Here is a 21,027-nt window from a genome sequence, read left to right on the forward strand (position 1 = left end):
ATATTTGCACTCACAAAACGGTGATTGTAGCTCAGTTGGTTAGAGCGTCGGATTGTGGTTCCGAAGGTCGGGGGTTCGAGACCCCTCATTCACCCAAGAAAAGTACACTTTTTAAAAGTGTACTTTTTTATTTTATACCTGTTTCTAAGGTTCAATGAGAGTGTTTTTTTCTTTTTTCTTAGAATATTTTTCCCACAATTCCTGCATATTCTTCACATCAGCGCTTAAAAAGGGTATTACCTGTTAGGAGTAGTTGCTTTTAGCGGGCTAATAATATAAGTAAGTAATAGATCAGGTGCAAAAGTTGGGGGTAATATAAACTTACATCAATACCCTTCTCTTTGATGTAAAGTTCTATTTTTATTACGCTTGATTTTAAGTGAGCCAAGAATGAATCGATTAGAAATCGATTTTGATTAAGCTATTTTTTTATATCGCTTATTGAGCGACAAAAGCAGCCTTTCTTGCTTTCTTAAAAATAGAGTATCCGAATTATTACTCCTTTGTGTAAATAAAGGTTATAAAGCAATCCGCATTTAAAAATTTCCCTCTGCTTTTCTTGATATTCATCATAAAATCTCAAATTGATCCAATAGCACTACAAAATTTCCCTATATTTATTCACACTAAGTTCAAATATGGAAATAAAGGTCACTGTAAGGCAGTTGGGGAAAAAACACCCTGTTCTTTCGGAACAAAAAATTGAGATCAGCTACAAAGATTCAAATATTACATTAGAGCATTTATTACAACTGATTGTTCAGCAGCAAGTGGAGGCATTCAATGCAAAATCATTTGAGCTGGAAGATCAAGATGATACTAAAATTCCTCGGGATAATTATCTCAATATTCTTACAGATACCGGAAAAGCAGGTTTTGGAAGTATTTATAACTTAAAAAAGGCTGATGTATACAAAGCCCGGGAAAATGCTATTCAGGCTTTTGAGGATGGAATGTTTGCTGTATTTTATAATGATAAGCAGCTCGAAGACCTTTCTCAAACCATAGACTTAAGCACACCTTATACCTTTACTTTCATCAGGCTTACATTTCTGGCGGGAAGTTACTGGTAATCTATTATACTAAAACATCAAAAACATGGAAATCAACGAAAAGTTAGAATCGAAAAAGGTTATAACAAATTATTATGAAAAAGTAAGAAAAGACCTGATAGAACAGTCAGAGAATGGCGTGTCTACTCACATTTTTCCGGATAGACCGTTACTTAAGAAAGAAGTAGCCGAATTAGGCTTATTGCTGAGTGGAAAACCTAATTCTTATGAGATTGTAACTTTAGGCTCTAAAACTGCCGAAAAACTTAAAGGACATATAAAATCGGATCTCTGGGAAGATCAGGACTATTATAATTTATTGGTTTATTTCTTTGGGGATAATGCAGACCTTGTGAAGCATGTATGGAATAAAATGCCCTATAAAATGTATCAGACGGGGTATTACCGCCGTTCGTTTCGGGCACCTCATCGTGAAGAATATATAGTACTGAATCAGATCAATTTAATAAGAGGGCTTTTACGCCTTCCGCAGCGGAATGCTTATGATCATGAATTTTATGACCTTTCATTAGAAGAACAGATTATATATGACAATGAAGTATCTAATAACAGCAGTCAGTTCTATATATGGTCGGCAGCTATTGATACAGGAAATACGGATATTTATCAACTGATTGAAGATATTATATTCAATAAACACACTCAGGGAAAAGTATCTTTGAATATGATCAAGGCTTTGCTCAACAGCGAGCAGAAACAGTGTTGGGAACTGGTGGAAAAACTTTTACTTGCTGCCCAACGTCAGGAAGGATTACGCCAGACGATATTAGAAGCCCTGGATGAAACAAGTGTTGGTGCTTTGGAATATATGACCCGTGTCATTGTAGAGCATAAACTTACTCGTTTTTCATCGGTTGTCCGGGCGGTAGATACCTGGACAGGTTTAGGCTGGGAAGCAGAGAAAGAATCTGTAGTGAAGAATATTGTATCATTGGCTCATACCTATTTTAAAAATCCTGAGTTGATTCCCGAAGCCATAAAAAGTAAGAATAATACTGAGGTTTATATGGCGCTTTGGGTACAGGCTGTATGGGATGTGGAAAAAACAGTACCTTATCTGCATCAGTTGTTTGACAAAGGTAATACCGAAAAAAAGTGTTTAGCAATAAAATTTGCAACAGAAACGCAGAATCCTTACATTCAGATGCCTCTGTATTATAAAGCTGTGCTGGAAGGAGATATACAGGTATTGGCATTCGCAGGTCATTCAATATCCGAATTATTAAGTGTCAATACAAAATCTAAATTTTTTATCAATAATAAAGATTATCCGGACTTTTTTGAAAAACTGCATGAGCTGACTCAAAAAACAGAGATAAAAGAGAAGAAATTTGAGGGAAAAGTATTCTCATGGCTTACTACTATTTTTAAAAAGAGTGATTTATATGCTTCTATGTTTTATCTGGTAGGAGAAGACAGTCATAAGCTGGATACTGTACTTTCTTATTTTGATCAGTTTGATCTTTCTTTACGGGAGCTGCTTACCCGAAATATTTTAGGTGATTTTTACTGTTATTCTTTATCTTATAATATTGGGAAACAAAAGAAGAATACGGTAACCCCTTTTCAAAAAGAGTTTGCCTTTAAGGTTATAAAAGACAGAGGTGAATCTCTGATCGCCTCAGGAATCAACGTTCTGCATCAGAATCCTTTACATAAAGAGGAAATAATGATTTTCTTTGATATGTTTAAAAGAAAAGGGGGAACTCTCCGTAAGACGCTTATAGAGCTGGTGCTTGCGCAGGATGACACCGAAATTACCCCATTGATTGATGAACTTACCACTAAAGGTGATATAGAGCAACGGGCTGCTTCTTTGGATATGATGCTTCAACTTCAAAAAAACAAGAGGTTGCCTGTTCAAATTACTCGCTGGAAACAGCAGTATGCCGAAAAGACAAAAGTGTCGGAAAGAGAACAGAGTCTGCTGGACCAGCTTCATCCTTCCGATGATAAGAAAATACTTTCTGCTGAAAACGGATTCGGATTTTATGATCCTTCGGTGATCTCAAAATACACATTACCAGCAGTGGAAGCCAGTTCGGTGTATGCACAGGCCATTAAAAAAGATAAATATGGATTTTCACAACCTCTTGCCCAGGTAAAAGAAGAATTAAAAAAACTTAATGATATATTTTTGCAGCATAAAGACTATGAGTATGAATCTGAAGACTGGAGTGGTTCAGTAACAGTTGAATTGATGGGAAATACTTTCCGTCAGATAAAAAACAATACCGATGGGTTTACTCCTCAGCAGCTCGCTGAAAATTATCCTTTGTCTGAAATCTGGGAACAATGGTATAAAGATTCTGGATTAGAGCCCAGAGATCTGTTTTTGCTGACCTTTGCGGATACTTGTGACCGGAAAGTATTCAGGGACTTTTTAGAAGATTATGTATTCTATAACCAGGGTGTTATTCCTAATCCTACGAAAGGAAACTATCATTGGGATAATGCGATTAATAAAATTCTTTATTTACTGCAGTATAAGTTTGTATTCGAGGAAAAAGTTGATTTCTTACTGGATGCCTGCAGTACGCTGTTTGCTCATCTTCCTGAAGATATTATTAACTATAAAGGAAAGGATAGTAAAGACTATTATTATTCGTATAAAGGGAATGGCTGGCAACAACTGAGCTTTTTTGATGTGTTTTTAAGAGCTGTACCATTGAAAAATCTTACCGAAGAACAATATCTTAAACAATGGAATTTATACCGATGGATGCAGTATAATGGATTGCCGGAAAATATAACAAATAGTGTTCCTCCCTTCCATGTATTCTGCAAAGCCTATGAATTGAAAGCCATTACCCGAGAAGAGCTCTATGAGGGAATCCTCACTGCTGATTCTGCAATCAGGGATCTTACCATCACCAAATTCTATCATCATAATGAGAAATATCTTGAGGTATTTCCGTTCTTAAAACCGATGATTGAAGAAATACAGGATAAATTCCTGGATATAGAGCTTATTCGTGGGGATGTCAACACAGCTGTTTCTCATTTTGTACAGCAGTTTCAGACGATATATGGAACACATCGTTTTATTCAGATTCTGAAAGGATTAGGGAAGTCCGGATTATATGCCAATTATATATACAGCTATACTGGGGAAAGTATGACGAAGCAGAAACTCTTTTCCTGGCTTATTTCGAATTGCTATCCTTTGGAGAATGATACACAGGAAGCATTTAACGAGATGGCGAAAAAAGAAAAGATTGCAGAACTTCGCCTGATACAGGCTGCAGTATATGCACCACAATGGCAAAAACTGATAAGTAATTATTTGGGTTGGAAAGGTTTGGATTCGGCGATCTGGTGGATGCATGCCCATACAAAAACAGGAGCTTATGAAGCACAGAATGCAAAACTGGAAAGCGAAGTTGCAAAATATTCCTCAGTAGATATTCAGGAATTTAAGGATGGAGCTGTAGATAAAGATTGGTTTACAAAAGCTTACAAAGAGCTAGGTAAAGCACGATGGGAAATGCTTTATGAATCTGCAAAATATATATCTGATGGTAACGGACACCGACGGGCGAGGCTTTATTCCGACACGCTGGCTGGCAGTTTAAAAATAAAAGAAGTAACTACAAAAGTAAAAGACAAACGTGATCAGGATTATTTACGTGTATATGGATTGGTACCATTGAGTAAAACTAACCCTGAGAAAGATGTCCTGAACCGGTACGAATACATCCAGCAATTTAAAAAAGAAAGCAAGGAATTTGGCTCTATGAAACAGTCGAGTGAGGCGCTTGCTATTCGGGTAGCATTAGAAAACTTAGCCCGAAATGCAGGGTATCCTGATCCGATAAGGCTGACCTGGGCTATGGAAACCAAACAAATTCAGGATCTTTTATCAAAAGAAACGCAGGTTACTATTGACGGTATTACAGTAGGTTTACTTATAGAAGACAATGGTAAAGCAGAACTTGTGGTGTTCAGAGATGATAAGCAGCTGAAATCTATTCCGCCAAAGATTAAAAAAGATAAAGCGATCATAGAGCTTGGGAACTACCGTAAAATCATGCGTGAGCAATGGACACGCTCCCGAAAAGGATTAGAGGAAGCAATGATCAGGGGAGATGAGTTCTTTTTTGCTGAAATCAAAAAACTTTTTGAACATCCTGTTATTGTAAAGCATTTAGAGAAACTGGTATTTATTTCCAATGATCATAAAATCGGATTTTTCCATGATGGAAACCTGATCAATACTGATGGTGAAATACAGGAGTTAAATGAGTATCATACGTTGCGTATCGCCCATTGTGTAGACTTCCATCAGCATTCAGTCTGGAATGATTACCAGCATTATTGCTTTAAAGAAAAACTTATTCAGCCGTTCAAGCAGATATTCAGAGAACTGTATGTTCCTACTCCTGATGAATTGAAAGAAAAATCTGTATCCCGTCGTTATGCAGGACATCAGATTCAGCCAAAGCAGACATTAGCTTTGCTTAAAACACGTGGATGGAAAGTAGATTATGAAGAAGGTTTACAAAAAGTGTATCACAAGGAAGGGTTTCAGGTGAAGCTTTATGCGATGGCCGATTGGTTTTCACCTGCCGATATAGAAAGCCCCACATTGGAAACGATAGAATTTCATTCTTTAAAAGATGCTAAGAATATTCCTTTTGAAGAGATCAATCCAAGGCTGTTCTCAGAAGTGATGCGTGATGTGGATCTGGTAGTATCGGTAGCTCATGTGGGAGGTGTAGATCCGGAAGCCAGCCAGTCTTCTATTGAGATGCGGACTGTACTGATGAAAGAAACTGCCCGTTTATTTAAACTTGAGAATATAAAGATTGAAGGTTCACACGTATTGATAAAAGGAAGTATGGCAGAATATAGTGTGCATTTGGGAAGTGCTGTAGTACATCAGGTTCCCGGACATTATCTCTCCATACTGCCTGTTCACTCTCAGCATAGAGGCAGGTTGTTTTTACCTTTTGCGGATGATGACCCAAAATCCGCTGAAGTATTGTCTAAAGTACTGTTATTATCTAAAGACAATGAAATACAGGGCCCAACGATACTTTCGCAGATAAAACGGGAGTACATATAAAAATACAGAAAGTACACTTTTCAAAGGTGTACTTTTTTGTTTTTCAAACTTTAAATTTGCTAAGCCATAAGCCATAAGCCATAAGCCCAATTTTTTGCACAAAAAAAGCATCCTTTTTCAGATGCTTGTGTTTTTAGATATTCTTTTTTAAACTTCGTCGTCAGAATCAATCGTAAAAGATTTGCTTTTGAAGTCTTTGTCATGTTTTTCAGAAATTACATCCTCCCCCTTTTCATTAATGATGAAATCTGTGGACTCATTAAACATCTCCTGAAAACTTTTAAAATCTTCCTTATAAAGGTAAATTTTATGCTTCTCGAATGTAGCTTCCCCATTCTCTCCGAAATTTTTCTTACTCTCAGTGATTGTAAGATAATAATCTCCTGCTTTCGTCTCGCGCACATCAAAGAAATAAGTTCTTCTCCCTGCTTTTAACACCTTAGTGAAAATTTCATTTTCATGGCGTTCCTTGTATTCACTCATTGTTAGATATTTTTTAATCTTGTTAAGAACAAATATAAAAGAATTCTTTTAATCACAAAATTTTTTTTATGATTTATTTAACAATTGAGAACGAAACGGCTAAGCGGTTACAGAATTGGCAATTTCCGTGAGGTTAATGATTTTGTCTGCTTTTTGAGCGCTAGACTCTCTGTGCGTGATAATTATGGAAGTCGCATTGCCTATTTTTTTATCAATATTTTCAAGAATATTCTGCTCGGTCTCCGTATCCAAAGCCGATAAAGAATCGTCAAAAATAATGATATTTGGGTCCTTAATTAAAGCCCGTGCAATACAAATTCTTTGCTTTTGACCTCCCGAAAGCATGACCCCACGTTCACCCACCAGTGTTTTATATTGCTCTTTAAACTCGACAATATTTTTGTGAACATCGGCAATTTGCGCATATTCTACCACTTTTCCGTGAGAGGGATGATCAATAGCAAAACCAATGTTATTTTCGATAGAATCAGAGAATAAATAGCTTTCCTGAGGAATGTATCCTATAAAATCCCTATAGTTACTGAGATTGTGTTCTTTAAGGTTTTTACCGTCAATAAGAATCTCACCTTCCGTAGGATCAATCAGCCTGCACAGAAGAAGAGCTATGGTAGATTTTCCACTTCCTGTTTTCCCCATAATAGCTAAGGATTCGCCGGCATTGATGGTAAAACTCAGGTTATCCAGTGCTTTGATTCCCGTATTTGGATATACATAAGAAACATTTCTAAACTCTATATTGCCCCGGATAGGATAATTCTCAAAGTTTGAATTTACAATTTCAGATTTCTTATCCATAAATTCATTAATCCTCTGCATAGAAGCTTCAGCTCTCTGATTCACAGAAGTAACCCAACCTACCATTGAGAATGGAAAAATTAAGGTATTTATATACATGAAGAAATCGGCAATTTTACCTATACTTAATTCTCCTGCAATATATTTTTCACCGCCAATCCAAATAACGGCAACATTCAGTAATCCGATTACAAATAAAATAATGGTAAAGAAATAGGCTTCAGTTTTGGCAAGATCCAGTGCTTTGTTCTGATAATCTGTTACCTTGATTCCGTAATTCTTCTTGATGTATTTTTCTTTTGCAAAAAATTTCACCACCCGGATTCCCGAAAAGCTATCCTGAACAAAAGTTGAAATGGCAGACTGACTTTTCTGCATCACTTTAGACTTTTTATTGATAATGGAACTTACCTTATAAATAGCAAAAGATAAAATAGGAAGCGGCAGCAATGTCCATAAAGTCATGGAAGCATCTGTTTTCACCATATAAATAGAAGTGATGACAACAAGGACAATGAGATTGGCTACATACATTACACCTGGCCCAAGATACATCCTTACGGCTACAACATCTTCACTTAACCGGTTCATTAAATCCCCGATGGTGGTTTGTTTATAATCCGTTAAAGATAAATCCTGATAATGCCGGTAGATTTTATTTTTAAGTTCATACTCAATTCTTCTGGAGGCAACAATAATCGTCTGCCTCATCATGAAGGTGAAAAATCCGGTCAACAGTGAGCATCCCACAATGATAGCAACATAAATAAGAACCTGGTTATTGAAGCCAAGGTTCCCGTTTTTAGTGAGTTCATCCACGGATTTACCTACAAACTGAACTTTATAAATATTAAAAAAGTTACTGGCAATGATAAATAGTACTCCCCAAAACAATAGTATTTTGTGTTTCCAAAAATAAGGGTTTAAGGTTTTTAGAGCTTTCATATAGTTTTACAAAATTACGAAAATGTCATCACACTACGAATTCCATCAATTTTAAATTTTGTATCTTTGCACGCATAAAAAGCTCTTTGAATGTTAGGAAGACGACAAATCCGTGAAAAATTAGTACAAACAGTGTATTCGTACTATCAAAATCCTGTAAAGTTTGATGTTTTAGAGAAAAACATGTTCTCTGGAATAGAGAAAATCTATCACCTTTACATCTACCAGCTGAATTTTTTGGTGGCACTAAAAGATTTGGCAGAGCATCAGATCGAAATCGGAAAAAATAAGTATCTGAAAACAGATGCTGATATTAATCCTAACCAAAAATTCATCAACAATCAAGTATTAAAGAAGCTGGAAGAAAATCCTGAGAGATTATTTTTCACAGGTCAGCACAAGCAATTGAAGTGGGATATGCACGATGATTTGTTGGTAAAAACTTTCCAAAGAATTACAGCAGGAAAACGTTATCAGGATTTTATGAAAGAAGATGGATATTCTTTTGAAGATGATCAGAAGTTTATCGGTAAATTATTCCTGAGATATATTGCTGAAAACGATGATTTTCATGATTATTTAGGAGATAAAGAACTTTCATGGTATGATGATATTCATATTGCCAATTCAATGGTACAAAAAACCATAGGTTTCCTGAGAGAAGATGAAGAAAGCAGAACTTTAATTAAGATGATTAAAGATGAAGAAGATAAAAGTTTCGCAGCTAAATTATTGAGAGATACTTTAAACAACTGGGAGAACAACGAGGAGAAACTGAAAGAGAGACTTGAAAACTGGGATTTGGAAAGAGTTTCTTTAATGGATAAAGTTATTTTATCAACAGCAATTTCAGAGCTTGATAATTTTCCGTTTACACCTTCAAGAGTTATTATTAATGAATATATTGAAATTGCAAAAGTATTTGCCACAGACCGTTCCAATATTTTCGTTAATGGTATTTTAGATAAATATTGTAAAGATCAAAATAGAATATAAAAATGAAAAAGACGTTATCAATTATCGCCTTATCTATCATAGGCTTGGGATTAGTTTCTTGTAAAAAAGAAAACAAAGAAATTCAAAGTGCTGAAACAGTAGCTGCTGATTCTACAGCAATAACAGCTCCTGCAACAGCAGATTCTACAGCAACTCCTGTAACAGGTGAAGCTCCTTCTGCTCCTGCTTCTAACGAACCTTCTACTTCTATTGCTTTATCTGAAAGCAACTTCGATTTTGGAAAAATCAAAAAAGGAGATAAAGTAGAGCACGTTTATGAAGTAACGAACACCGGAAAAAATCCTTTGATTATTTCTGAAGTTAAGCCTGGATGCGGATGTACAGCTCCTGATTTCACAAAAGAACCTATCATGCCAGGTAAAAAAGGGAAAATTACACTACATTTTGACTCTTCAAACTTCGACGGAAATGTTCAGAAGTATGCAGATGTTTTTGCAAACGTAGAGAAAGCTCCAATCAAACTAACGTTCACTGCGAACATCCAACCATAATTTTAAAAATATGTTGACATTATTTTTACAGACACAACCACAGGGATCTTCATCTATGATGCTGATCATGATGGGGGTAATGTTTGTAGGGTTTTATTTCTTAATGATAAGACCTCAGATGAGAAAACAAAAACAGGAGAAGAATTTCCAGGAAAATCTAAAAGTAGGAACAAGAGTTGTACTTACTTCAGGACTTCACGGAAGAATTGCTCAGGTTCAGGATGACGGTTTTGTTATCGAAACATTATCAGGAAAACTGAAATTCGAAAAAGCGGCTATTTCAAGAGAAATGACAGAAACCCGTTTCGGAGATAAAGCAAAAGCGGCTGATAAAACAGCAGACAAAAAAGAAACAGAAACTGAAGAAAAGAAATAATTCAGACTGAAAATAGACTGAATCGGCGGGTGAACGAAGTTCACCCGCCGATTCTTTTTTATAGAATACACTAAGCAGTTGATGTAATAGTTATTTGAATAATCATTAATTTTCATTTTGAAAAAAGAAATTATCTTTGCCGGATGGATCAAAACGCAAGTAAAACTGTTCTTATTTTAGGAGCCAATTCAGATGTCGCCAAACAATGTCTCAAGCAATATGTTGAAAAAGGACTTTCTGTAATTGCGGCTTCCAGGAATACCCAATCTCTGAAAGATTTTGTCTCTGAGAATAATTTGAATCAAAACAAAATCACAGTTTTATCTTTTGATGCCACAGATTTTAATTCACATCAAAAATTTTATGATCAACTCGCTGTAAAACCTCATATAGTAGTATATGCTGCCGGCTTTTTGGTAGATAATGAAAAAGCATTAGCTGATTTTAATGGGGCTAAACAAATGATGGAAGTCAATTATATGGGAGCCGTATCTATTCTCAGTATTATTGCAATGGATCAAAGCAATAATCGTCTGGAAAGAATTGTAGGACTCTCTTCATTATCCGGTGTAAGAGGACGAAAAAGCAATTTTGTATATGGAAGTACAAAAGCTGCCTTTACCCAATATCTGGCAGGGTTAAGACAGGAACTGGCTTCCAGGAAAATTATTGTCAATGCTTTGGTAATTGGATATATCAGAACAAAGATTAATGCCGGATTAGAACTTAATGAATCCTTGATGATGGAGCCTGATTACGTAGCCGGATTTATTGTCAATGCCGGTAATTCCTTTACTATTGTTCCGAATTTTAAATGGAAAATTATTTATCATATTTTGAGACTTTTGCCGGAAGGTTTAGTCGCGAAATTACCGTAATGTTTTGAATATTAGAATTTAAAATAGTCTGTGCGATGAATTTTTTCATCATTTTCTCTGCTTGTTATGTATAATAATGAGAACCTTATTTCTTTAAAAAGGGAGTTCGGTATCCTCTTTGCTATTATAAAACCCAAAATTATTTCTTCGTACTAAGATTCAATTTTTGAAATGATCATTGAGTAAGCCAAACCATTCTGTTTCGCAATCAATTTATTTTCATGGATAATACTTCTACTTTAACTCTAAAGGGTTAAGGCTTGCTTCTTTTTGGAACCTGATTATACTATGGCTCATTTTCATTTTAAATCTTGTACAGGAGCCCATAATAGATATACAAATATTAAAATAAGCAGCAGAAAAATGAACGATTTAGAATTAAGCAACATTCAGAAACACTGGGATTCTTTACTATCTTCAGCAATTTCATGGACACCAAGAATTATCACAGCAGTAATTTCTGCAGTACTGATCTACCTGATTGGTTCATGGATGATAAGAATGATTAAAAAGCTGGTTGCAAAAGCTTTTAAAAAGCGTAATATGGAAGTTTCTTTACAGCTTTTCCTTTTAAATATTATTAATTGGGGGCTTAATATTCTTCTTTTTATTGTCGTGGTTACCCAATTGGGAGTGCAGACTTCAGCTTTTGTAGCGATGATTGGTGCTGCCGGTCTGGCGATAGGTTTAGCATTACAGGGATCACTGACTAATTTTGCAGGTGGAATTCTTATTTTACTGCTAAAACCATTTAAAATAGGTGACTTTATTTCTACCAATTCCGGTGTTTCAGGAACCGTTCAGGCTATTGATATTTTTCATACAAAACTGGTTACTCCACAAAATCAATTAATTGTGATCCCAAATGGAGTAGTATCCAATAACAGCATTACCAATTTTACGCAATTAGGTTCCCGAAGAACTTCTCTGGATATAGGTGTGGCTTATGATGCAGATCTTAAACAGACCAAAGAAATATTAATGCGAGTAATCAACAATAACCAGTACGCTTTTACAGAACCTGCACCACAGGTAGTGGTAACAGAACTTGGAGACAGTGCTGTAAACTTATCCGTACGGGTGACCACCTCAAATGAAAATTTCTGGAAAATGAATGAAGAGTTGATCATCAACTGTAAAGAAGCTCTTGATAAAGCCGGAATAGGAATCCCTTTTCCACAAAGAGATATTCATGTTTACAATAAATAATTATATTTGAAAATGATAAAAAAGAGGCTGTCTCACAACTCGTGAAAACGGCCTTTTTTATGAAATTTTCCTGTACCCCTAGGGTTTTCGTTTAAACGATTCTCAACCCACATCGTCTAGTTGTGATACACCTTCTTTTTATAGTATGCCTGTATCAATCAATATTCTGCATTGTGTCCAGAGCTTTCATCATATCAATACCCTTACCCAGGGTGGGTTTAAACAAATCTCCTTTTTCCTTTATTCTTTCCAGGCTATTATCAATAGTAAAATCAGTAGGCTTCAATCCCGGTCTCAGCTCCTCCCATTCCACTGGCATGGAAACAGATGCTCCCTGTTTTGGCCTCAGACTATATGCGCTTGCCAGAGTTTGTCCGGTTCGGTTTTGGAGATAGTCCAGATAAATTTTTTTATGATCCCTTTTTTGAAGGCTTCTTTCTAAAGTAGTAATCTTCGGTAACCTGTCATTCACCTGTTTCATGAGTAGCTGCGCGAAATCTTTTACCTGGTCAAACTCGTACTTGCCACCCATCGGAATATAAATGTGAATCCCTGTACTCCCTGAAGTTTTGCAATATCCTTTTATTTTGATAGCTTGTAAAACTTCATTCACCTGAAGTGCCGTCTCAATAACCTCATCAAACGTGTTTTTTGCTGAAGGATCGAGATCCAAAACCAGGTAATCAGGATGTTCCAGATCCGGCAGAGAGCTGTTCCACGGATTGAGGTCTATGCATCCTAAATTATTGAGATAAGCTAACGTTGCCTTGTCGTTACAGTAAATATAATCAATGTACTTATCATTCGATTCGGAGTATACTTTTGTGGTTTTTATCCAGTCGGGAATATGATCCCCGGCGTCTTTCTGATAAAAACCCTGTTCTTCAATTCCATTGGGAAAACGGTTGAGGGATAATGGTCTGTTTTTTAAGTACGGTAAAATATAATCTGCTACCGATTGATAATAATCGATCACATCACCTTTAGTAATACCATCTTTTGGAAAATAGATCTTATCCTGATTAGTGAGTTTTACATGATGCTTGTTCAGTGTCATCTCAGTTTCTTTTTCAGAAGGTTCATTTCTTTTAGAAGTGGCTTTTGTTTTCATTCCTTTAGGTTTTTCGTTTTGATTGCTCAGGCTTTTAATTTCTTCAGGTTCTTTATCTTCACGAATGGCAATAAAAACCGGATGCCGGAAAATTCCGTCTTTAGTAATTTCGGAATATTTAATCTCACCTACCAGCTCGGGTCTTATCCATGTTACCGGCATATTCGTTTTAGGTATACTTTCAAAAGGTGGAGATTTTATAATCAATTTCTGAAGCCTTTCGTAAAGTTCTTTTAAAGAATTTTGATTGAATCCCGTTCCTGTATGGCCGCAATAGGTAAGCTTATGGTCAATATATTTTCCTAAAATTAAGGCTCCAAAACCCTTGCGTGAGCCTCTTGGTTCCGTAAAACCGCAGATAATAACTTCATCCGTATTGGTGAATTTTATTTTAAGCCAGTCGCTGGTTCTTTGATTTTCTATATATTGGCTGCTGGCCCTTTTAGCGATCATCCCTTCCAGCTTCAATTTTTTCATCTGATCAAAAAACTCAATTCCTTTTTCAGGGATATGATCACAGTATTTAATGGTTTCAGTTTCAATCAGGGCTTCTTTTAAAAGCTCCTTTCGCTGGATAAGAGGGAGTTCCTCTGTTGAGTGGCCATTGAGCCATAGGATGTCAAAAACCTGATAAGCAAGTGCTAAATTGGGATTATCACCAATTTGCTGTAAAAGTTGAAAACTGGGCTTTCCCTGATCGTCATAGGCCACAATTTCCCCATCCAGAATCATAGGATGCTTTTGTTTTTTGAAATCACGGGCTACGCTTTTAAATTTTGATAAAAATGAAATTCCGTTTCTGGAATAGAAGAGAGGTTCTTCATGGCTGAGATCTGCTATCGCTCTGTAGCCATCCCATTTTATTTCAAATACCCAGTCCTTATCGTTAAAAGCTTCTTCAGAAAGCTTCGCCAGCATAGGCCTGATAAAGGTTTTTAATTTTTTTTCGTTGGTTAAAGAATTAAAGCTTCTGAAAGGTTTCTCTGAAGTTATGACTTCTTTTTTGCGTTTATTTTCAGGCTTTTTTTTTCCTCTAAAAATTGGGTGACTAAAGATTTTGAGGAAGTATTTTCTTCGGCATCATAAGGACTTTCAGCAAATTCGTCTTTATGTTTAATTAATAGCCATGCATTATTTTCTGCATTTTTCATCTTAACCAAAGCAAACTCACCTTTCAGTTTTTTACCGTGTAAGATAAACTTTAATGACCCGGAATGGAGTTCTTTCAACAGTTCCTTTTCGTCAGAAAGCTTAGTGTTTTCTTCCAAAGGTTCATAAGTTCCGCTGTCCCATACTTCCACTTGCCCTGCTCCGTAATTTCCTTCGGGAATATTTCCTTCAAAATCTTTGTAGTCATAAGGATGATCTTCCACCATCATCGCCAGGCGCTTATCTTGTGGATCTAATGATGGGCCTTTAGGCACCGCCCAGCTTTTCAAAACCCCTTCCATCTCCAACCGGAAATCATAGTGAAGCCTTGTTGCTGCATGTCTCTGAATCACAAAAATCAATTTGTTTTTGCTCTTCTTTGTTTTTCCCTTAGGTTCACTGGTTTCATCGAACTTTCGTTTTTTATGATAATCTTTGAGAGCCATTATGATGCAGATTTAGATTTAGAATTATTCAGACTGGCTTTCAATTGGGCCATCAGGTCAATCACTTTACCTTCTTTAGCAGGCTGAGCTTTGTGAGCTTTTATATTTTTACCTTTCGCTTTCTGTTTAATAATCTTCATCAGATCATCAGAATACGTATCTTTATACATAGCAGGATCAAAATCCTGTGAAAGCTGTTTGATAAGGCTTACCGCCATTTTTAGCTCTGCTGGTTTCGGAGCTTTAAGAGCAGGAATTTTTAAATCGGAATAGCTTCTTATCTCCTGATCGAATCTCAGGCGGTTCAGAACCAGAATATCATCATTATATGGGCGTATCATTCCGATTGTTTCGCTTTCGCGGAGAACGAAAGTTCCTATTCCGACCATTTTTGTTTCTTCAAGTGCTTTTAGCAATAACCTGTATGCATTTTCACCATTTTTCTGAGGTTCCAGATAATAGGGAGTTTCAAAATAGACACTGTCTACTTCCACTTCCTTTACAAACTGGTCAATAGAAAGTATTTTTGTCTTTTCGGGACTTGCAGCTTCATAATCTTCTTCATCCAGAATGATGTATTTGTCATCCATGAGATAGCCTTTGACAATATTTTCCCATTTGACTTCTTTTCCCGTATTTTCGTTCACTCTTTTAAATCTAATATTGGAAAAATCAGATTTATCGAGCATATCAAGGTCCAATTTGCTGGTTTCCGTGGCAGAGTAAATCTTAACGGGGATGTTTACTAAACCGAATCCAATGGCGCCATTCCAAATTGCTTTCATTGTCTTACGTTTTTAAAAATCAAGCAATTAATATGCCGTTGAAAGCTCATGTGGTATGTGTTTGTATGCTTTTTGTCAATGACAATTGTTTTACAGATATACTTTTATACCTTTATATTTTCCAATTTGTGGGCAAATAATCATGGATGAACTTTTTAATTACATCAAAAAATTTGGCGTACTGAGTGATCAGGAAGAACTTCTCATCGCTGAAGGAGTCCAGGAGATTACCGTAAAGAAAGGTGACAGTTTTGTAGAAGCAGGAAAAGTAAGTAAAAAGATTGCTTTTGTGAAGGAAGGAGTCTTCAGGTCTTTGTATTATAATAAGCAGGGTGATGATTTTACCCGGTATTTTATCTATGAAGGACGGTTCATTGGAGATTTCCAGGGTTTTACAGACCAGGTTTCTTCTCACGAATATATTGAAGCGGTAACCGATGCTGTACTGTTTGTTATTGATTGGGATCATTTTAAAATCCTGGAAAAAGAAATTGCAATATGGCCTGTCCTATTTGCGAGAATTCATGTCTTTGTAGCGGAAAATAAACTTAAGGTAGCGAGTATCATGCTGAACCAGGATGCCAAAGCCCGCTACATTCATTTTTTAAACCATTATCCCGGCCTGGCTAACAGAGTTCCTCAATCTATGCTGGCTTCTTACCTCGGGATTACACCCTCTTCCTTAAGCCGGATCAGAAGAAATATTTTATAGTATTTAAGCAGATAATACCTATTTCCATAGGAAGCAGAATATAGGTCGTCTCCTACAATGATCAATCACTAGACTTTATTTAAAACAGACGTACATTATACATTATACAATTTAAAATCCACGCTTTTTGCCAAATGACAATGGCCTTGCTGTCCGGCTGGTCTAATTTTGCAGTATAAAATTAAAAATATGGATATTGTATTAGGATTACAGTGGGGTGATGAAGGAAAGGGAAAGTTTATTGACCTTATCAGTGAAAACTATGATATTACAGCACGTTTTAATGGAGGTTCCAATGCTGGACACAGCATACAGCGAAACGGAAAAAGAATTACCCTTAAAATGATTCCTTCGGGGATCTTTATGAAAACAGTACAGAATGTTATTGGAACTGGAACCGTTCTGGATCCTGTAAGTTTTAAAAAAGAAATACTGAATCTTCAGGTATTTGACCAAACCTTACAGCCGGAAAAAAATATAATTATTTCCAGAAAAGCTCATTTGGTATTACCCACTCATAAATTTCTGGATATTTTTATGGAGGAAAGCCCGGAATATACCACGATAGGTACAACAAAAAATGGAATTGCGCAGGCTTATTCCAATAAAATACTAAGACAAAATCTTAGGGTTGGGGATGTGTTTTCATCAGATTTCCAAACGAGAATAATACATATTTTAGAGAGAGACTATAAAATGCTGACAGGCAATGGGATGGTTTTACCTTCTTTTGAGGAGATGAGCAAAGAGTTCTTTGAAGCGGTAGATTTTCTTAAGAGATTCAACTGTACAGAAACTGAAATCTATTTAAATACCGCTTTAAATGAAGGGAAAAGTGTATTGGCAGAAGGGTCTCAGGCATCCATGCTGGATATCGATCACGGTACTTATCCATACGTAACCTCTTCGTCTACTACGGCGGCGGGAGCCTGCAGCGGATTAGGTATTTCACCGAAAAAAATGGGGGAGATCTATGGGATTGCAAAAGCCTACTGTACAAGGGTAGGAAATGGAATGTTTCCTACAGAGCTTTTTGATGAATTGGGGGAAGAGATCAGGATAAAAGGAAATGAATTCGGTTCTAATACAGGAAGGCCACGCAGAATTGGCTGGCTAGATTTACCTGCTTTACAATATGCTGTAATGATCAATGGAGTTACCCAACTGGTGTTGACGAAAGCTGATGTTTTAAGCGGATTAAAATCAGTAGCTATTTGTACACACTATGAACTGGAAGACGGAACAACAGAAAAGGTTTCCGCAATACTTCCGGATAATGCAAAACCGGTACTGAAATGGATGGAAGGATGGAATGCAGATTTTCACAATATGCAAAATACCTCCGAACTGCCCAAAGAATTAAATGATTTTGTATCGTTTTTAGAGGCAGAATTGGGTATTCCGGTAGCGTATCTTTCTATAGGCCCGGGAAGAGAGCAGATTTTGAAAATGAAATAAACTGGACTAAGATCTTAATTTAATGCAATGATTTTCAAAGTGTTTGTAATTTTGACTTATCCCTGAGATAGCTAATGGTTCTATCATAATTATTTTCGGGAATATTTGATTTATCTAAAATGAAATTCAGTTGATAAGGATTTGATGTTATATAAATATATTGGTCATCCAGAATGCAATAGGTTATCATTTCCCAGTTGAATATAAATTCAGCTTTATAATTTTGAAATCTGAAATATGTTTCAGTAAATTCCCATAGTACATCTTTGGAATTTAGATTAAGATCCTTCGTTTCTTTATCTAATATTTGGCTGAAAGTCTTTTTGTGTTTCCGGTACGTTACAATATAGTTGATACACGAGAAAATATAAAACAAACCAAAACCAAGAAATAGGAATCCGAAAAAATCTTTGCGGAAGAGCATAAATGAAGCCAATATTGTGAAGAAAATTCCCCAGATAAGATTCCTGTTATTTTTAGATAAGTTTTTTTTCCAAATTCTTACGAATTCATACTGATTAATTTGTTGTAGAATTTCTTCAGAATTAGGTGTGTTATAGCTAAGAGTTTCTTTCATTATTATGAGTCTTTGTACGAGATAAAAAAAGCGGGGCATTTACCCCGCTTTATATTTATGCTTTTAAATTCAATTTAATTTCAAGCTCATCGAGCTGTGCATCAGCAATGGACGCCGGTGCGTCTATCATCACATCACGTCCTGAGTTATTCTTAGGAAAGGCGATATAATCTCTGATCACCTCATTTCCGTCAAGGATAGCCACTAAACGGTCAAATCCGAATGCCAGGCCACCATGTGGAGGTGCTCCGTACTTGAATGCGTTCATCAGGAATCCAAACTGAGCTTCAGCTTCTTCTTTTGTGAACCCTAACAGATCAAACATTTTAGACTGTAAATCTCTGTCAAAAATTCTGATTGATCCACCCCCGATTTCATTTCCGTTCAATACCATGTCATAAGCATTGGCTCTTGCTTTACCAGGATCAGTTTCCAATAAGTGGATATCTTCCGGTTTTGGAGAGGTAAACGGATGGTGCATTGCATGGAATCTTTCAGTGTCTTCATCCCATTCCAATAGAGGGAAGTCAACCACCCAAAGAGGAGCAAATACATTTCCTTTTCTTAACCCTAAACGGTTTCCAAGCTCCATTCTTAAAGCAGAAAGTTGCGCTCTTACTTTATTTTCATTTCCGGAAAGGATTAACATTAAGTCCCCTTCCTTAGCTCCGAACTTTTCAATGATCTTCGCAAGATCTTCCTCATTGTAGAATTTGTTCACGGATGAGGTCTTCACACCATCATTCTGGAATTTTGCCCACACCATTCCTGAAGCACCAACCTGTGGACGCTTTACCCAGTCTACAAGCTCATCAATCTGTTTTCTTGTATAGTCTGCACATCCTTCTACATTAATTCCCACAACCAGCTCAGCTTCATCAAATATTTTGAAATCTTTTCCTTTTACCAGCTCATTAAGCTCTACAAACTCCATCCCGAAACGGATGTCCGGTTTGTCGTTTCCATATTTTCTCATCGCATCTGCGAAAGTCATTCTTGGGAAATTTCCAAATTCCTGACCGGTAATATCTTTTATAAGAGTTTTAGTCATTCCTTCAAAAACATTCATTATGTCTTCCTGTTCTACGAAAGCCATTTCGCAGTCTATCTGTGTAAATTCCGGCTGTCTGTCTGCTCTTAAATCCTCGTCACGGAAACATTTTACAATCTGGAAATATTTATCCATTCCACCTATCATCAAAAGCTGTTTGAAAGTTTGTGGAGACTGTGGTAATGCATAAAACTGCCCCGGATTCATTCTGCTTGGAACCACAAAGTCTCTGGCTCCTTCCGGCGTAGATTTAATTAAAACAGGAGTTTCCACTTCAATAAAACCTTCATCAGATAAATAATTTCTTACTTTCTGTGCCATTTTGTGACGGAAGATCAGCTTTTCTTTTACCGGATTTCTTCTGATATCAAGATAACGGTATTTCATTCTTAACTCTTCCCCACCATCTGTTTCATCTTCAATCGTAAAAGGCGGAAGTTGTGAATTATTAAGAATCGTCAGCGTTTCTACTAAAAGTTCAATTTCTCCTGTTGGAATATTGGGATTCTTACTTACCCTTTCAATGACTTTTCCGGAAACCTGAATTACAAATTCGCGGCCTAATTTCTTAGCTTCTTCCATTAATTGTGCTGAAGAGCGATCCTGGTCAAAAACCAGCTGAGTAATGCCGTAACGATCTCGAAGATCTATCCAAATCATAAATCCTTTATCACGGATAGTCTGTACCCATCCTGATAGTGTAACTTGTTCATTCAGATTTTTTAGAGATAGTTCTCCATTGGTGTGTGATCGAAACATAATTATTTGTTTAAAGTTCAATGTTTAAGGTTCCTATCCGAACCTTGTTTTTTTCGAGGGCAAAGATAAGGTTTTTACAGGTTTTATAAACAAAAAAACTTCCTTTCGGAAGTCTTGTATATTTTTAATGAATGTTAATTTTTTACTGCCCCATGCTCTATCAGGAGTTTGGCTGTTTCTTCAGTTTTTCCTATTTCTGCTAATTCCAGTGGAGTTTTGTCTTTACATTTCTTATTGATATTTACTTTATTGTCCAGTAGAAACTTGACAAGAGTTCTGCTTCCATATAATGAACTGAATCCAAGTGGGCTATATGCTTCTTGGCCAATTGTAAAACACTTATTGTAATCTCCGGGAGCAAACTGTTTTTTAAATGCAGCTATATTATCAGAATTGATTGCTCTCATTTTCGCTTGGGAAAGTTGTTGTGCAGAAAGCATACCTGCAGATAATGATATTCCAAATAGAAAGAGTGTAGAGATTATTTTTTTCATAAGAACTATTTTTAAGAATATACAAATCTAACTAAATTTTATTATCAATTGCTAAGTTTTATTAATAATTATACTGTCTTATATAGCGTATTGATTAGAAAATAATAAAAATATTTATGTAAAAAAAAC

General features: G+C 36.1%; 17 protein-coding genes and 1 tRNA gene. 10 read left to right on the plus strand and 8 right to left on the minus strand.

What is annotated here, in order from left to right; genetic code table 11:
* The first annotated feature begins 19 nt into the window (after positions 1–19).
* The 3 genes from LQV47_RS12950 to LQV47_RS12960 all read left to right on the plus strand — a co-directional run bounded on the left by LQV47_RS12950 (position 20) and on the right by LQV47_RS12960 (position 6,141).
* Positions 20–95: transfer RNA gene (locus LQV47_RS12950), tRNA-His, on the plus strand.
* 543 nt (positions 96–638) lie between these two features.
* Positions 639–1,073 carry a hypothetical protein gene (locus LQV47_RS12955; RefSeq protein ID WP_230037499.1) on the plus strand — a complete coding sequence of 145 codons (435 nt, stop codon included), beginning with the start codon at positions 639–641 and terminating at the stop codon, positions 1,071–1,073.
* Positions 1,074–1,098: 25 nt separating this feature from the next.
* On the plus strand, positions 1,099–6,141 hold the full coding sequence (locus LQV47_RS12960; RefSeq protein WP_230037501.1) for a DUF4132 domain-containing protein: 5,043 nt from the start codon (positions 1,099–1,101) through the stop codon (positions 6,139–6,141).
* A 147-nt stretch (positions 6,142–6,288) separates the two neighbouring features.
* Here the strand turns inward: LQV47_RS12960 and LQV47_RS12965 are convergent, their stop codons facing one another.
* The gene (locus LQV47_RS12965; protein WP_034701927.1) at positions 6,289–6,624 is read right to left on the minus strand and encodes a DUF3276 family protein; all 336 of its coding nucleotides are present in this window, start codon (positions 6,622–6,624) and stop codon (positions 6,289–6,291) included.
* A 99-nt stretch (positions 6,625–6,723) separates the two neighbouring features.
* On the minus strand, positions 6,724–8,385 hold the full coding sequence (locus LQV47_RS12970; RefSeq protein WP_230037503.1) for an ABC transporter ATP-binding protein: 1,662 nt from the start codon (positions 8,383–8,385) through the stop codon (positions 6,724–6,726).
* A 90-nt stretch (positions 8,386–8,475) separates the two neighbouring features.
* Between LQV47_RS12970 and nusB the strand changes: the two genes are divergently transcribed.
* From nusB to LQV47_RS12995, 5 genes are all read left to right on the plus strand, one after another.
* A complete protein-coding gene (nusB, locus tag LQV47_RS12975) occupies positions 8,476–9,381 on the plus strand; it encodes a transcription antitermination factor NusB (protein ID WP_230037505.1) in 906 nt (301 codons plus the stop codon).
* Positions 9,382–9,383: 2 nt separating this feature from the next.
* The gene (locus LQV47_RS12980; protein ID WP_230037506.1) at positions 9,384–9,893 is read left to right on the plus strand and encodes a DUF1573 domain-containing protein; all 510 of its coding nucleotides are present in this window, start codon (positions 9,384–9,386) and stop codon (positions 9,891–9,893) included.
* A gap of 10 nt (positions 9,894–9,903) precedes the next feature.
* A complete protein-coding gene (yajC, locus tag LQV47_RS12985; protein ID WP_230037507.1) occupies positions 9,904–10,269 on the plus strand; it encodes a preprotein translocase subunit YajC in 366 nt (121 codons plus the stop codon).
* A gap of 143 nt (positions 10,270–10,412) precedes the next feature.
* Positions 10,413–11,147, plus strand: a complete 735-nt coding sequence (locus LQV47_RS12990; RefSeq protein WP_230037508.1) for an SDR family NAD(P)-dependent oxidoreductase — start codon at positions 10,413–10,415, stop codon at positions 11,145–11,147.
* A gap of 363 nt (positions 11,148–11,510) precedes the next feature.
* On the plus strand, positions 11,511–12,356 hold the full coding sequence (locus tag LQV47_RS12995) for a mechanosensitive ion channel family protein (protein WP_230037509.1): 846 nt from the start codon (positions 11,511–11,513) through the stop codon (positions 12,354–12,356).
* A 154-nt stretch (positions 12,357–12,510) separates the two neighbouring features.
* Here LQV47_RS12995 and ligD read toward each other — a convergent pair whose 3' ends face one another.
* The 3 genes from ligD to LQV47_RS13010 all read right to left on the minus strand — a co-directional run bounded on the left by ligD (position 12,511) and on the right by LQV47_RS13010 (position 15,847).
* The gene (gene ligD / locus LQV47_RS13000; RefSeq protein ID WP_230037510.1) at positions 12,511–14,385 is read right to left on the minus strand and encodes a DNA ligase D; all 1,875 of its coding nucleotides are present in this window, start codon (positions 14,383–14,385) and stop codon (positions 12,511–12,513) included.
* 71 nt (positions 14,386–14,456) lie between these two features.
* Positions 14,457–15,062 (minus strand): DNA polymerase ligase N-terminal domain-containing protein, encoded by a 606-nt coding sequence (locus LQV47_RS13005; protein ID WP_230037511.1) that lies wholly within the window; start codon positions 15,060–15,062, stop codon positions 14,457–14,459.
* Positions 15,062–15,847, minus strand: a complete 786-nt coding sequence (locus LQV47_RS13010; protein ID WP_230037512.1) for a Ku protein — start codon at positions 15,845–15,847, stop codon at positions 15,062–15,064. The genes LQV47_RS13005 and LQV47_RS13010 overlap by 1 nt, the downstream gene beginning before the upstream one ends.
* Before the next feature lie 142 nt (positions 15,848–15,989).
* Between LQV47_RS13010 and LQV47_RS13015 the strand changes: the two genes are divergently transcribed.
* Together LQV47_RS13015 and LQV47_RS13020 are read left to right on the plus strand one after the other, a co-directional pair.
* On the plus strand, positions 15,990–16,559 hold the full coding sequence (locus LQV47_RS13015) for a Crp/Fnr family transcriptional regulator (protein ID WP_230037513.1): 570 nt from the start codon (positions 15,990–15,992) through the stop codon (positions 16,557–16,559).
* Between the two features lie 189 nt (positions 16,560–16,748).
* Positions 16,749–18,017, plus strand: a complete 1,269-nt coding sequence (locus tag LQV47_RS13020) for an adenylosuccinate synthase (RefSeq protein ID WP_230037514.1) — start codon at positions 16,749–16,751, stop codon at positions 18,015–18,017.
* A gap of 34 nt (positions 18,018–18,051) precedes the next feature.
* Here LQV47_RS13020 and LQV47_RS13025 read toward each other — a convergent pair whose 3' ends face one another.
* The 3 genes from LQV47_RS13025 to LQV47_RS13035 all read right to left on the minus strand — a co-directional run bounded on the left by LQV47_RS13025 (position 18,052) and on the right by LQV47_RS13035 (position 20,898).
* Positions 18,052–18,594 carry a hypothetical protein gene (locus LQV47_RS13025; RefSeq protein WP_230037515.1) on the minus strand — a complete coding sequence of 181 codons (543 nt, stop codon included), beginning with the start codon at positions 18,592–18,594 and terminating at the stop codon, positions 18,052–18,054.
* Between the two features lie 55 nt (positions 18,595–18,649).
* The gene (aspS, locus tag LQV47_RS13030) at positions 18,650–20,404 is read right to left on the minus strand and encodes an aspartate--tRNA ligase (RefSeq protein WP_230037531.1); all 1,755 of its coding nucleotides are present in this window, start codon (positions 20,402–20,404) and stop codon (positions 18,650–18,652) included.
* Positions 20,405–20,538: 134 nt separating this feature from the next.
* Positions 20,539–20,898: an ankyrin repeat domain-containing protein gene (locus LQV47_RS13035; RefSeq protein ID WP_230037533.1), complete on the minus strand. Its 360-nt coding sequence runs from the start codon at positions 20,896–20,898 to the stop codon at positions 20,539–20,541.
* Positions 20,899–21,027 lie beyond the last annotated feature (129 nt).

The sequence above is a fragment of the Chryseobacterium sp. Bi04 genome, from assembly GCF_918698085.1.
Lineage (GTDB): Bacteria > Bacteroidota > Bacteroidia > Flavobacteriales > Weeksellaceae > Chryseobacterium.

Bases quoted from the DNA above. Each gene is read 5' to 3' on its own strand.
- LQV47_RS12955 (WP_230037499.1), top strand. From the start codon at position 639: ATGGAAATAAAGGTCACTGTAAGGCAGTTGGGGAAAAAACACCCTGTT.
- LQV47_RS12960 (WP_230037501.1), top strand. From the start codon at position 1,099: ATGGAAATCAACGAAAAGTTAGAATCGAAAAAGGTTATAACAAATTAT.
- LQV47_RS12965 (WP_034701927.1), bottom strand. From the start codon at position 6,624: ATGAGTGAATACAAGGAACGCCATGAAAATGAAATTTTCACTAAGGTG.
- LQV47_RS12970 (WP_230037503.1), bottom strand. From the start codon at position 8,385: ATGAAAGCTCTAAAAACCTTAAACCCTTATTTTTGGAAACACAAAATA.
- nusB (WP_230037505.1), top strand. From the start codon at position 8,476: ATGTTAGGAAGACGACAAATCCGTGAAAAATTAGTACAAACAGTGTAT.
- LQV47_RS12980 (WP_230037506.1), top strand. From the start codon at position 9,384: ATGAAAAAGACGTTATCAATTATCGCCTTATCTATCATAGGCTTGGGA.
- yajC (WP_230037507.1), top strand. From the start codon at position 9,904: ATGTTGACATTATTTTTACAGACACAACCACAGGGATCTTCATCTATG.
- LQV47_RS12990 (WP_230037508.1), top strand. From the start codon at position 10,413: ATGGATCAAAACGCAAGTAAAACTGTTCTTATTTTAGGAGCCAATTCA.
- LQV47_RS12995 (WP_230037509.1), top strand. From the start codon at position 11,511: ATGAACGATTTAGAATTAAGCAACATTCAGAAACACTGGGATTCTTTA.
- ligD (WP_230037510.1), bottom strand. From the start codon at position 14,385: ATGCTGGCGAAGCTTTCTGAAGAAGCTTTTAACGATAAGGACTGGGTA.
- LQV47_RS13005 (WP_230037511.1), bottom strand. From the start codon at position 15,062: ATGGCTCTCAAAGATTATCATAAAAAACGAAAGTTCGATGAAACCAGT.
- LQV47_RS13010 (WP_230037512.1), bottom strand. From the start codon at position 15,847: ATGAAAGCAATTTGGAATGGCGCCATTGGATTCGGTTTAGTAAACATC.
- LQV47_RS13015 (WP_230037513.1), top strand. From the start codon at position 15,990: ATGGATGAACTTTTTAATTACATCAAAAAATTTGGCGTACTGAGTGAT.
- LQV47_RS13020 (WP_230037514.1), top strand. From the start codon at position 16,749: ATGGATATTGTATTAGGATTACAGTGGGGTGATGAAGGAAAGGGAAAG.
- LQV47_RS13025 (WP_230037515.1), bottom strand. From the start codon at position 18,594: ATGAAAGAAACTCTTAGCTATAACACACCTAATTCTGAAGAAATTCTA.
- aspS (WP_230037531.1), bottom strand. From the start codon at position 20,404: ATGTTTCGATCACACACCAATGGAGAACTATCTCTAAAAAATCTGAAT.
- LQV47_RS13035 (WP_230037533.1), bottom strand. From the start codon at position 20,898: ATGAAAAAAATAATCTCTACACTCTTTCTATTTGGAATATCATTATCT.